At 60.1% G+C, this 11,891-nt stretch carries 10 protein-coding genes; 3 read left to right on the forward strand and 7 right to left on the reverse strand.

Going from position 1 to position 11,891, the window contains the following annotated elements:
* Positions 1 to 6 precede the first annotated feature (6 nt).
* The gene (locus VJ956_RS12235) at positions 7 to 300 is read right to left on the reverse strand and encodes an ACT domain-containing protein (RefSeq protein ID WP_324085325.1); all 294 of its coding nucleotides are present in this window, start codon (positions 298 to 300) and stop codon (positions 7 to 9) included.
* Positions 297 to 1,997, reverse strand: coding sequence for an acetolactate synthase 2 catalytic subunit (ilvG, locus tag VJ956_RS12240; protein WP_324085326.1), 1,701 nt, complete (start codon positions 1,995 to 1,997; stop codon positions 297 to 299). The genes VJ956_RS12235 and ilvG overlap by 4 nt, the downstream gene beginning before the upstream one ends.
* Positions 1,998 to 2,289: 292 nt before the next feature.
* On the opposite strand from ilvG, the gene VJ956_RS12245 reads away from it, so the two are divergent.
* Positions 2,290 to 3,372, forward strand: coding sequence for an efflux RND transporter periplasmic adaptor subunit (locus VJ956_RS12245; protein ID WP_324085327.1), 1,083 nt, complete (start codon positions 2,290 to 2,292; stop codon positions 3,370 to 3,372).
* Positions 3,373 to 3,376: 4 nt separating this feature from the next.
* Positions 3,377 to 6,439: an efflux RND transporter permease subunit gene (locus VJ956_RS12250; protein ID WP_324085328.1), complete on the forward strand. Its 3,063-nt coding sequence runs from the start codon at positions 3,377 to 3,379 to the stop codon at positions 6,437 to 6,439.
* A 14-nt stretch (positions 6,440 to 6,453) separates the two neighbouring features.
* Here VJ956_RS12250 and djlA read toward each other — a convergent pair whose 3' ends face one another.
* Positions 6,454 to 7,227 carry a co-chaperone DjlA gene (gene djlA / locus VJ956_RS12255; RefSeq protein ID WP_324085329.1) on the reverse strand — a complete coding sequence of 258 codons (774 nt, stop codon included), beginning with the start codon at positions 7,225 to 7,227 and terminating at the stop codon, positions 6,454 to 6,456.
* Between the two features lie 145 nt (positions 7,228 to 7,372).
* On the opposite strand from djlA, the gene alkB reads away from it, so the two are divergent.
* Positions 7,373 to 8,032, forward strand: a complete 660-nt coding sequence (alkB, locus tag VJ956_RS12260) for a DNA oxidative demethylase AlkB (protein ID WP_324085330.1) — start codon at positions 7,373 to 7,375, stop codon at positions 8,030 to 8,032.
* Between the two features lie 23 nt (positions 8,033 to 8,055).
* Here alkB and VJ956_RS12265 read toward each other — a convergent pair whose 3' ends face one another.
* The 4 genes from VJ956_RS12265 to VJ956_RS12280 form a co-directional block, all read right to left on the reverse strand.
* Positions 8,056 to 9,336: an MgtC/SapB family protein gene (locus tag VJ956_RS12265; protein WP_324085331.1), complete on the reverse strand. Its 1,281-nt coding sequence runs from the start codon at positions 9,334 to 9,336 to the stop codon at positions 8,056 to 8,058.
* Positions 9,337 to 9,369: 33 nt separating this feature from the next.
* Positions 9,370 to 10,017 carry a hypothetical protein gene (locus VJ956_RS12270; protein WP_324085332.1) on the reverse strand — a complete coding sequence of 216 codons (648 nt, stop codon included), beginning with the start codon at positions 10,015 to 10,017 and terminating at the stop codon, positions 9,370 to 9,372.
* A gap of 15 nt (positions 10,018 to 10,032) precedes the next feature.
* Positions 10,033 to 10,767, reverse strand: a complete 735-nt coding sequence (locus VJ956_RS12275) for a HupE/UreJ family protein (protein WP_324085333.1) — start codon at positions 10,765 to 10,767, stop codon at positions 10,033 to 10,035.
* A gap of 186 nt (positions 10,768 to 10,953) precedes the next feature.
* Entirely contained in the window at positions 10,954 to 11,700 is a 747-nt protein-coding gene (locus VJ956_RS12280; RefSeq protein ID WP_324085334.1) for a ParA family protein, read from the reverse strand.
* Positions 11,701 to 11,891 lie beyond the last annotated feature (191 nt).

An 11,891-nucleotide genomic window follows, 5' to 3' on the forward strand; every position in this document is an offset into this window, starting at 1 on the left:
TGTTGATTACCCGGATGCCAGAGTCGCCCTCTCGCTGAAACCTGCGGGTTCGCGGGAGAGGGTCACCTCTGCCACTGTGTGCAGTTTCTCCAGTTGCGCCTTGAGCATTTCGATGGGCCGGGTTCCTTCCAGCGTCAGCTGGATATCGAGCTGATCTCCAGCACTTTCTACGGCCATTCTCGCCACGCGAAACCCGCGAATACGAACCACCTGGCAAAGCCGCTCCAGCGCCGCTGACTCGTACACCATTCGGCAGTTGAGGTTATAACTGATGGACGGACAAGGGCTTTGAGAATTCATGCGGTCTGTTCCTTAGTGGTTCGGCTGATGGTCTGGGATTCGTCAATCATTTCGAGGTTGCTGGCGCCCGGTTTGACGATCGGCCAGACGTTTTCCTCGCGGCTGATGGCAACATGCAGCAGCATGGGGCCGTCGAAGGCCAGGATGGTCTCGATACCACGGCGGATCTGGTCGGTGCGCTCAATGTGCAGGCCCGGTATGTCGAAAGCCCGGGCCATGGCAACGAAATCCGGGTTGTCGTCCAGATTGATCTGGCTTTCCCGGTTGTTGTAGAACAGTTCCTGCTGCTGGCGGACCATACCCAGGCACTGATTGTCCATAACGATGATTTTCACCGGCAGCCGGTAGCGGCGGATGGTGGCCAGTTCCTGGGCATTCATCATCAAGGAACCATCGCCAGTGACGTTGATAACCGTGCTGCGCCGGTCAGCGAATTGCGCGCCAATGGCGGCGGGCAGGCCAAAGCCCATGGCGCCCAGACCACCGCTGGTGAGGTGGTGGCGGGGATGGTCAAACTCATAGTGCTGGGCCACCCACATCTGATGCTGGCCAACGTCGCAGGCGATAACGGTGTCATCGGAGGTAATCCGCGATAACTGGCGGACAAAAGCCGGACCGGTGATCGAAGACAAGGGTTCATCGTTGTCGGCCGCAGAAAAACCCCCGGTGGTATGCCATTGCCGGCACTGGTGGCGCCACTCATCAATCATCAATGGCCGGGCGCTGAGGGCTGCACTCAGACCATCCAGAATCCGGCCCAGTTCGCCCCGCAAGGACAGTTCTGCCTGGCGCAGCTTGTTGATCTCTGCGGTATCGGCATCGATATGGATCACCCGGGCATTGGGGGCAAAGCTTTCCAGCCGGCCGGTGGCGCGGTCATCCAGGCGGGCACCGATTACCACCAGCAGGTCGCATTCCTCAACGGCACGGTTTGCCGCCCGGGACCCGTGCATTCCCAGCATGCCAAGATTGTTCGGGTTGTGTTTGCCGGCATTGCCGATACCCTTGAGGGTAACCACTGCCGGCAGGGCGGAAGCCTCGGCGAATCGTCGGAAACTGGCTTCGCAGTGGGCAAGACTGATACCGCCACCACTGTATAACAGGGGGCGCCGGGCAGCCTGCAGCATGGCCACGGCTTCACCGAGATCCTCGGGGGTGGATGACTCTGGCGAACTTTCCGCGGCACTCCGGGCCGGGGTTTTCTGCAACAGCACGTCCTTGGGAATATCAATCCACACCGGGCCAGGGCGGCCGGAAACTGCCAGCCGGATTGCCTCGTCCATGACACCGGAAATCTCGCTGGCGCTGGTGACCAGGTAACTGTGTTTGACAATGCCCAGGGTCATGCCCAGCACATCGGTTTCCTGAAACGCGTCGGTGCCGATGAGTCCCGCCGGGACCTGGCCGGTGATGACCAGCATGGGAATGGAATCACGGTGGGCGTTGGCAACGCCGGTGATCAGATTGGTGGCGCCGGGCCCGGAGGTGGCAATGCACACCCCCAACCGGCCGCTGGCCCTGGCATAACCGTCGGCAGCCAGGGCGCAGCCCTGTTCGTGGCGGCACAGCACATGTTCCACACTGACGTCGTCGATCAGTGCATCATACAGCGGCATGATGCAGCCGCCCGGATAGCCGAAAACCGTGTCGATATGGTAACGATGGAATGCGTCCAGAATCTGTTCTGCGCCGTTCATGGGTTGCTGTCCTTTCTCGCTGGTTTTTACAGGGCAAAAAAAAGCCCCCGGGACCTTTCGGTGCCGGGGGCTCTGGTGTTCTTTCGAGTTGTTGCTATCTCACTCGGCTGTCCACCCAAAAGCCCCCGGATGGCACCACGACCACCAGGACAAGCTTCACTAGGACGACTGCTGCAATGAGATTCATAAAATGGGCAACGACTCTGAATCTGTTCAACGTTTAGGTGTAGAATCTACCCCGTATTTCAAACCGGTTGCAACCACTTTTTACCTTTCTGTCCGTGAGCGAGTCATGACCAAAGCAAAACTGGGGTCCATCGGGTTATCACTTTTCCTGTTCATCGCCCTGGTGGTGTGGATGGCGACAGGAGACGTGAGGGTGGCCCAACAGGCTGCGCCGGAACCACAGCAGGAAAGCGAGGCTGCGTTGCCGGCGGTTCAGGTGGAGCGGCGCCAGGCGCGGCTGTATCAGCCCGGCCTGCTTTTGCAGGGCCAGATCGAACCCTGGCAATCAGTTGCCATCGCCGCACGGGTGGCCGGAACCGTTGAATCCCTGAACGTCAGCCTGGGTGATGAAGTCGAAGCCGGTGAGGTCATGGCGGAGCTTTCAGAGGATGGCCGTCAGGCAGCAGTTACCCGGTGGCAGGCAAGGCTGCGCAAACTCGAGGCTGATATGGCGGCGGCCCGCAGGTTGCGCGAGCGGGAGCTGACCTCGGAGTCGGAAATCCTCATACTGCAAAGCGAGCTGGCAACGGCGAGAGCGGCACTGACCGAGGCCCAGCTTGCAATCCGTCACCTCAGGCCCACGGCACCTTTTGCCGGCACGATCAACCAGCGCTCAGTCGATGAAGGTGACCTGGTCCAGGTCGGTTCGCCGCTGTTCGAACTGGTGCAGATTGATCGCCTGAAAGCGGTTGGCCAGATCCCTCAGCAATCCGTCACTCAGGTGGCTCCGGGTCAACCGGTAAGCATTCAAACACTCGACGGCAACACTCTGCAAGGCGAGGTCCGTTTTGTTGCCAGTGCCGCTAACCCCCGGACCCGAAGCTTCGCGGTTGAGATCGCTATCGACAATCCGGATCGCAGACGGGTCGCCGGTGGCAGCGCCACCTTGCGTATCGCCCTGCCGGAAGTCGACGCGATGTTCATGTCCCCCGCCTACCTGAGTCTGGGTGACGATGGTCGCCCGGGTGTTCGCCATGTGGATGATGACAACGAAGTGGTGTTCACAACGGTCCGGCTTCTGAGTATCAGTAACGAAGGTGCCTGGATAACCGGCCTGCCGCCGGAAATCCGCCTGATCACCCGGGGCGCCGGATTCGTCTCGGTGGGCCAGAAAGTCCGGCCGGTGCTGGCTGAAGACGAGCGGGGCTGATTTCATGCGAACCGTTATTTTTGCCGCCCTCAATCGCAGCCGAACCACCTTCCTCACCCTGTTGTTTCTGGTTGTCGGCGGCATGGCCGCGTTCCAGGTGATCCCGAAAGAAGCCAACCCGGACGTCACCATCCCCATGATCTACGTTTCCATGACGCTCAACGGCATCAGCCCGGAGGATGCGGAGCGCCTGCTGATACGCCCCATGGAACAGGAGCTGCGTTCTCTCGAGGGAGTGAAGGAAATGCGGTCAACGGCCTCTGAAGGGCATGCGTCGGTGATGCTGGAATTCGACGCCGGTTTTGATCCGGACAAGGCGTTGCAGGATGTACGGGAAAAGGTGGATACCGCCCGCAGCAAACTGCCGGGGGAGGCCGACGAACCCAGAGTCAACGAGATCAACGTATCGCTTTTTCCGGTGCTTTCCATTGGCCTGTCCGGCCCGCTTTCCGAGCGCGAGCTGGTCACTATCGGCCGTCGGCTGCAGGATGCCATTGAGGGTATCCCGGAAGTTCTGGAGGTGGTCATCGGGGGCGACCGGGAAGACCTTCTGGAAGTGGTCGTCAATCCCCAGGTGCTGGAGAGCTACGGCATCGACTACGACACCCTGGGCCGGCTGGTTGCCCGTAACAACCAGCTGGTGGCGGCCGGCAGCCTGGACACTGGCGCCGGCCGGATGACCATGAAAGTGCCGGGCGTCATCGAAACCATCGAAGATGTGATGACCATGCCCATCAAGGTCGACGGTGATACGGTGGTCACCTTTCGCGATGTGGCCATGCTGCAGCGAACCTTCCGCGATCCCCAGGGGTTTGCACGGATCAATGGTGAGCCTGCGCTGGTTCTGGAAGTGTCCAAGCGCACGGGCGCGAACGTCATTGAAACGGTCGAGAAGGTGAAGGAACTGATACGGGCCGCCGACAGCGAACTTCCGGACGAGCTGGAAGTGCGCTACATCATGGATCAGTCCGGCGATGTGCGGGACATTCTGAACGACCTGCTGAACAACGTGCTGACTGCGGTAGTGCTGGTAATAGTGCTGATTGTCGGCGCCATGGGGCCAAGGTCTGCGCTACTGGCCGGCCTGACCATTCCGGGCGCGTTTCTGACCGGCATTCTGGTGATCTGGAGCATGGGTCTGACCCTCAATATTGTCGTGCTTTTCAGTCTCATCCTGGTAGCCGGCATGCTGGTAGACGGTGCCGTCGTGGTGTCGGAACTGGCCGACCGTAATCTGTCCGAGGGCCAGCCTGTTGCCACCGCCTGGGGCCAGGCCGCCAGCCGGATGGCCTGGCCGATTATTGCTTCTACCGCAACCACCCTGGCGGTTTTTGTACCGCTGCTGTTCTGGCCCGGAGTGGTCGGCGAGTTCATGAAGTACCTGCCGATGACGGTGATCATCTGTCTGCTCGCCTCTCTTGCCATGGCGCTGATATTCCTGCCGGTGATGGGCAGCCTCAGTGGCGGCAAACGGGCCAGGCACGCCAGTGAAGCCGGGCCGATGGGCAGAGCCTACCGCCTGGTACTGGCCCGACTGCTGGCGTCACCGGCCACCACCCTGGCTGGTGCGCTGGCAGTGGTCGCGGTGATTTATGGCGCCTATGCCAGGTTCAATCATGGCGTGGAGTTCTTTCCCAGTGTCGAACCCGATTCGGCCCAGGTACAGGTCAGGGCCAGGGGGGATCTGTCGGTGTGGGAGCGCGATGAAATTGTGCGGGAAGTGGAGCAGCGGCTTCAGGGCATGCCGGAAGTAAAGGCACTCTATGCAAGGTCCATGGTGTCGACAAACAATCGTATGGCGCCCGATGTGATAGGTGTTCTGCAGTTCCAGTTTACCGACTGGAGCCAGCGCCGCCCGGCCACGCTGATTCTTGAGGAACTGCGGGCGCGCACGGCCGATATTCCCGGCATAGCGCTGGAATTCCGCAAGCAGGAAGGTGGCCCGGCGGCTGGCAAACCCATCGAGCTGATGGTCAGCAGCCGGGACAGCAGCCAACTGGACCGTTACGTCGATGAGATCAAGACGGAAATGGCCGAGCTGGGCGGGTTTGTGGACGTGGAAGACGATCGCAGCCTGCCGGGTATCGAATGGCGCCTGAATGTGGACCGTGAGGCCGCCGCCCGCTTCGGTACCGATGTGCTGGGCGTCGGCAGTGCGGTGCGGCTGGTCACCAACGGTCTGGTACTGGCGACCTATCGCCCGGAAGACGTCCGGGATGAGGTGGATATTGTGGTGCGGGTACCCAACAACTGGCGGGAGCTTGACCAGTTCCAGCGTCAGACCATCAATACCGCCAGAGGCCAGGTGCCGCTGTCACAGTTTGTGCAGCTGGAACCCGGCAACAAGGTCGGCAGCATTGTGCGGGTGGACGGTCAGCGCACGGTTACCATCCGCTCGGATGTAGCGCCGGATCGCCAGGCAGACTCGCTGCTGTCAGCTCTGCAGCAGCGCATGCCGGAAACCCCGGAAGGTGTCACCCTGAGTTTTGGTGGCGAAAATGCCGACCAGAAACAGGCGTCCGAGTTTCTGGCCACTGCTTTTCTGGTGGCGATCGGCCTGATGTTGCTGATTCTGGTGACCCAGTTCAACTCGCTCTACCAGGCGCTGCTGATTCTCTCGGCCATTGTGCTGTCCACTGCCGGGGTGCTGCTGGGGCTGCTGCTGAACGGCCAGGCCTTCGGCATCGTGATGGTCGGCATGGGGATCATCGCCCTGGCGGGTATTGTGGTGAACAACAACATCATTCTGATCGATACCTACAACCAGATGCGCGCCTCCGGCATGGATGCCTACAACGCTGCCCTGGAAACCGGCTGCCTGCGCCTGCGCCCGGTTGTGCTGACCGCAGTGACCACGGTGCTCGGCCTGATGCCAATGGTAGTCGGTGTCAATGTCGATCTGCTGACGCCTGCCCTGGGTATCGGCGCACCCTCTACCCAGTGGTGGACCCAGCTTTCCAGCGCAATTGCCGGTGGCCTGGCGTTCGCAACTATACTGACGCTGTTGCTGACTCCGGCGTTACTGGTGCTCGGCAGCCGGGCAGGGCAGAAACTTGTCGGCGAGTGACTTGGGGAGGCTCCTCAGTCCTGTCGCGCGGTCTTGATGACATCGTAAGCGTGGCTGATTTCCCGCGTGCGCTGTTCGGCCATTTCCCGCATGCTTTCCGGCATCCCGCGCCCGGCCATCTTGTCCGGATGGTTTTCGCTCATCAGCTTGCGGTAGGCTTTCTTGATCTCGGCATCGCTGTCAGAGGAAGAAACGCCGAGCACTTTGTAGGCATCTTCAAGCTGGCTGGCAGATGACTGCTGGCCGGATTGCCCCGCGCCTCCGCCCTGGGAGCCCCGCAGCATGGCTTCAAGCTGATCAACCTGCTCCTCTGGCAGACCCAGCCCCCGGGCGATGCGAACCAGCATTTCGTGTTCGGCCGGGTGAACCACTCCGTCGGCCGCAACGGCTGTGACCTGCACCTGCAGGAACATTTTCAACAGCGCGGACTGGCGGCCACTGACTCTCAGGAAATGCTGCAGCTCGGCGTCCAGGTCGAAGCCATCAGCCTTGCCACGGTTAAAAGCCGCTTTCGCCCGCTCGCGGTTTTCACCGGACAGGCGGAACTGGTCAAACAGCCGCTCGGCCACCTGAATTTCGTCCCGGGTAACCACCCCGTCGGCCTTGCACAGCGCACCCATCACGGCGAACACGGAGTCCAGGAAGCTGGCCTGCACACTGCTGAGCTTCTGCCACAGGCGGTGTCTGATATACCGGGCCAGAATAGCACCCATTGCCGCGCCAATCAGAAGTCCGGGAAAGCGCCCGAACATGTAGCCGATCAAACCGCCGATAAACAGGCCGAACATGTGTGGTTCCTTAATCTATGGATGGAAAATCAGGTCATCAGGCGCACAGCATAACTTGGATTGCCATCAGACCGAATGAGGGGACGCTTACTTTGTTATTCCCCGGTAATTTACCTGCAAGGTTCCGGAAAGTTAGGATAGCAGCATGACAGCGGATTTCTCTGACAACCTTTTCGCCAACCTGGAAGAGCCCTGGGCCGAGCCCCTGGAAGATGGCGCAGTCGTGCTCAGGCGTTTTGCCAGCGCGAGTGGGCCAGCGTTACTGGACGCCATCAACCGGGTCACGGAACAGGCGCCGCTGCGCCAGATGCAGACCCCCGGCGGCCATACCATGTCCGCTGCCATGGCCTGCTGCGGCCCCTGGGGCTGGGTGACAGACCGGCAAGGGTACCGCTACCAGCAGACCGACCCGTTAACCGGTCAGACCTGGCCCGAGATGCCGGACATTTTCCGGGATCTGGCCCGGGACGCCGCAGCAAGGGCAGGGTATCCGGATTTCGAGCCCGACGCCTGCCTGATCAACCGGTACCTGCCCGGCGCCAGAATGGGCCTGCATCAGGACAAGGATGAAACCGATTTCAGCCAGCCCATCGTCTCGGTATCGCTGGGTTCACCCATTGTGTTCCAGTTCGGCGGCGACCGGCGCAGTGACCGGCCGCAGAAGGTTCCTCTGGAACACGGCGATGTGGTGGTCTGGGGCGGGTCATCGCGGCTTCGGTATCATGGCGTGCTGACCCTCAAATCGCTGGCGCATCCCCTGACCGGAGCCTGCCGCTATAATCTGACGTTTCGCAAAGCCCGGTAAATGTTTATTTGCAACAGACCCGGTCAGGCAAAGTAAACCGCAGCCAGCCCCGCCAGCAACGACAGTATCATCGGGCCTGCCACCTTGATCCCGAGGGCTTTCTGTCCGATCACGCCGGCCATTCCCGCTTTGACCAGGTTGTTGACCGTTGCGGCAATCACAATGCCGAGGACGGCGGTCTGGGGTGTCAGGCCGGTCTGGGACATCCTGGTGAGGGACAGGGTAATGGCATCAACATCGGCAATGCCGGAGGCTGCCGCCAGAACCAGGATACCGGCGTCGCCAGCCCAGTGCTGAATAAGCTCTCCGAGCAACAGAATGGCCGTGAGCAGCAGTCCGAAGGTCAGGGCGGTCGTCAGTTCCAGGGGGTTCTGGGTCATCACTGGCTGGCTTTCCTTTAATTGCTTCTGATTGCGCCGCCAGATAACCAGCGCCGGGACAAACAGCAACAGACTCATCACCGTGACCGGCAACCACAGGCTCGGCAGCAGTGCGGGGCTGATCAGCAGACAGTAAACCAGAATCCGGGGAAACATGGTGCCACAGGCAATCAGAATGCCACTGGCCAGTTGCGGGCTCAGTTCGGGGGAATGGCTGGACTGGCGGGCGTAATGGAGGGTCAGGGCCGTTGACGAGCTTAATCCGGCAAACAGGCTGGTAAACAGAATCCCGCGCCCGGTACCGAACAGTTTCACGGCAAAGTAGCCGACAAAGGACACTGAGGCAATCAGCACCACCATCCACCAGATGGCCCTCGGGTTCAGGGCGCCGCCGGGGCCGAGCCCCTTATCCGGAAGCAGGGGCAGCAGCACCACGGAAATGGCCAGCAGTTTGAGCGCCGCATCAAGTTCACTCTCTTTGAGGCGTTCGACCAGCCCGTGGATCTCTGCCTTGTTGTCCAGAATGATGGCGGTGATGACGGCAGCGGCCGTCGCCAGTGTCGGGTCGACAGCTACCGCTATGGCGCCGTAACAGTAGGTCAGCACCATGCCGATCATGCCGGTGATGCTGAAGTTGCCGGATTGCTCAAACTGTTTGTTGTAGGCAACCAGGGCAATGGCGATCAGGCCGATCAGCAGTACCGGGAAGGCCCAGGCCGTTATTTCCTCGGTCAGCACCGCGGCAATGCCGCCGAGCAGGCCGATGAGCGCGAAGGTGCGAATGCCTGCGATGCGCTCCCCCGACGCCTTTTTCCGGTTTCCCCAGCCGCGCTCGAGGCCGATAACGGCGCCCAGCAGCAGTGCAATGAAAAGGTTGACAGCCGTCGCGTTATTTTCCAGAAATTGTTGGGCCAGGTCGTCCATCACGGCATCCAGGTGTCAGTATGTCCGGGTTGCTCAGAGCATCTTTTTCATTTCACCATAGTCACCACTGGTCCGCAGCACGAGCGTGACGTCGTGATCGTTCCGGTTGCGGAAAAACCAGCCGTGGTTGCCGGTGAATGCGGCTTCCAGCTCGCCTTCGTCGGCGCGCACCCCCCGGGCTTTCTCGTAGGAGATGAAATCGCCACCGCCGTCACCGTGGGTGTCGTAATTGACGGGGCCGCCTTCCGATAGCCATGAATAGCGGGCAACCGCACCTTCATTCATGGTGAGTTTGTACTCTGTGCCTTCGCCCGGCGTCAGCACGAAGGTCACTTCATCCTGCCACCCGGGTTCGGCAACCGGTGCCCGGGCCGGTTCCTGCGCTAATTGCAGAGGTGCATATTCGGGTTCCGGGCCGGCTGCGGCAACTGGCTCGGGAGCCTGCACGGATACAGTCGCGGCCTCTTCGGCGGCGGCTTCTTCCGCCAGTTGCTGCTTGATTTCACCCATTTCCATCAGACCCAGCAGGCGACCTGCGCCTGTGGGGTCAACGGCATACTCGGCCGGCATAACCACGGTTACCAGCAAAACCAGTGCAACAACCAGAGCAATGAGGGTTGAACGAATCAGTTGCGCTGTGCCAGGCAGTTCATCACGTGACGGCATATCATTGTTATACATAAAAAGTCTCCACAATCAGGCAATAAAGTAGCCGGTAAGCTGATAACCGATGAGCAGGAAGCCCGCACTCATCATTGCAACGTTGGCGGTATAGGCATGGCGGAAAAAGCCATCGGTCTTGCGCCAGAAGCTCATCACAATCAGGATCATGGCGAGGGCAATGAGCTGTCCGATTTCCACGCCCACGTTAAACGCCAGCAGGTTCGGCACCAGTCCATCGGGGGAGATGTCGTACTCGATGATTTTCGAAGACAGGCCAAAACCGTGGCAGAACCCGAAGATCAGTGTGGCGGCTCTGGTGTCGGGCTGAAAGCCGAACCAGCGCTGATAGGCGCCCAGGTTATCCAGTGCCTTGTAAACCACCGAAAGGCCGATGATGGCGTCTATGAGGTAGCTGTTGATGCCGATATTGAAATACACCCCCAGCAGCATGGTGGTGGAATGCCCCAGGGCAAACAGGCTCACGTAGATCGCGATGTGCTGCATGCGGTACAGGAAGAAGATCACCCCCAGCAGGAACAGGAGATGGTCATAGCCGGTGACCATGTGTTTGGCCCCCAGGTACATGAACGAAATCAGGTTTACCCCGGTGATTTCCTGGATATACCCCTTGTCGCCCTGGGCTACGGCGTGGGCCAGCACTTCGGCGCTCATTCCGAGCAGTCCGAGGGTCAGCAAAATCCGGAACAGACGGTATCCGTTGGCGGTGGTGCGCCAACGACAGTGACCGTCAGGCAAAGTCGACAGCATAATGACTCCATTGGCTCATGCGAGGAGAGTAACATCGCAATTCAGTTATCTTCAGCTATGGGTTTGACGGGGCTTGTGAAGATAACATTTCCTGCCGCCAGAGCAGCTATTAAAAATCAAAAAAATGCCGGTTACCCTGCTGGTCCCTGCCACTGGCGCCGGGCAGGCCAGTTGGGGCCTGTGAGCTCAGTCCCAGAGTTCCGCTTTCATTTCCGCCCAGAGCTGGCGGTAGCTGGCGGCAGGTTCGGAGTGGGGGCTGAGCAGTTCCAGCGGCAGCCCTTCCTCGCCCATCCGCTCAACGGCGCTGGAATAGGGGATCATGGCTTTCGAGGGACGGTCGAAAAGTTCGGAATTCCTGCCTGTCATTTCCTTGTGCAGATTCTTGCGCCGGTCTACCAGGGTGAAAAACGGACGCAGCTTTTTGAGCCCGAGCTTCTTGTCCGCAACCAGCTCCCGGAACTGGTTCCAGCTGTTCAGGGATAGCCAGGTCGGCACCAGCGGGACGTAAACCAGGTCCGCGACTTTCAGAACATGTTCGGTCAGGCGTGACTGGCCGGGTGAGCAGTCAAGAATCACCAGGCTGGTGTCCTCCGACAGCGGCGCAAGGATTTCCTTCAGCGGGCTGCTGCGCCCGTCGTCTTCCAGTTTGATATCAAAATTGCGGAAACTGGGATGCGAGGGGAGCAGATCCAGATTAGGGTAGACATTCTCTGCAACAAAGTCAGCAATCGGCTCGCGGCCATCAAGCAGCTTGCCAATCTTCTTGCCCTTGGTCCGGGTCGCGCCAGACAGGTAGAAACTGGCGGCGCCCTGGGGATCGAGATCCCAGAGAAGCGTCGCGCAGTTGTTGGCGCTGGCCAGATAGGCGATGTTGACGGCAGACGCGGTTTTCCCGACTCCGCCTTTCGGGCTGTAGAAAGCGACGGTTCTCATGACTTGCTCCATTTATCGGGCCGGTCATTGAACCATACCTCACATCCTGGAATATTACAGAACTGTGAAACAGGTAATTTTTGAAATTCAGGCATCATTTCCCGCCGCTACACCTGACGCCCAAGCGCCACAGTGAGCGGCTTTATGATGCACCGCGACCCGGCCAGCGGCTAGTTGGTTTCCGCTGACGG

The organism is Marinobacter sp. (assembly GCF_035268745.1).
Lineage (GTDB): Bacteria > Pseudomonadota > Gammaproteobacteria > Pseudomonadales > Oleiphilaceae > Marinobacter.

Bases quoted from the DNA above. Each gene is read 5' to 3' on its own strand.
- VJ956_RS12235 (WP_324085325.1), bottom strand. From the start codon at position 300: ATGAATTCTCAAAGCCCTTGTCCGTCCATCAGTTATAACCTCAACTGC.
- ilvG (WP_324085326.1), bottom strand. From the start codon at position 1,997: ATGAACGGCGCAGAACAGATTCTGGACGCATTCCATCGTTACCATATC.
- VJ956_RS12245 (WP_324085327.1), top strand. From the start codon at position 2,290: ATGACCAAAGCAAAACTGGGGTCCATCGGGTTATCACTTTTCCTGTTC.
- VJ956_RS12250 (WP_324085328.1), top strand. From the start codon at position 3,377: ATGCGAACCGTTATTTTTGCCGCCCTCAATCGCAGCCGAACCACCTTC.
- djlA (WP_324085329.1), bottom strand. From the start codon at position 7,227: ATGTTCGGCCTGTTTATCGGCGGTTTGATCGGCTACATGTTCGGGCGC.
- alkB (WP_324085330.1), top strand. From the start codon at position 7,373: ATGACAGCGGATTTCTCTGACAACCTTTTCGCCAACCTGGAAGAGCCC.
- VJ956_RS12265 (WP_324085331.1), bottom strand. From the start codon at position 9,336: ATGGACGACCTGGCCCAACAATTTCTGGAAAATAACGCGACGGCTGTC.
- VJ956_RS12270 (WP_324085332.1), bottom strand. From the start codon at position 10,017: ATGTATAACAATGATATGCCGTCACGTGATGAACTGCCTGGCACAGCG.
- VJ956_RS12275 (WP_324085333.1), bottom strand. From the start codon at position 10,767: ATGCTGTCGACTTTGCCTGACGGTCACTGTCGTTGGCGCACCACCGCC.
- VJ956_RS12280 (WP_324085334.1), bottom strand. From the start codon at position 11,700: ATGAGAACCGTCGCTTTCTACAGCCCGAAAGGCGGAGTCGGGAAAACC.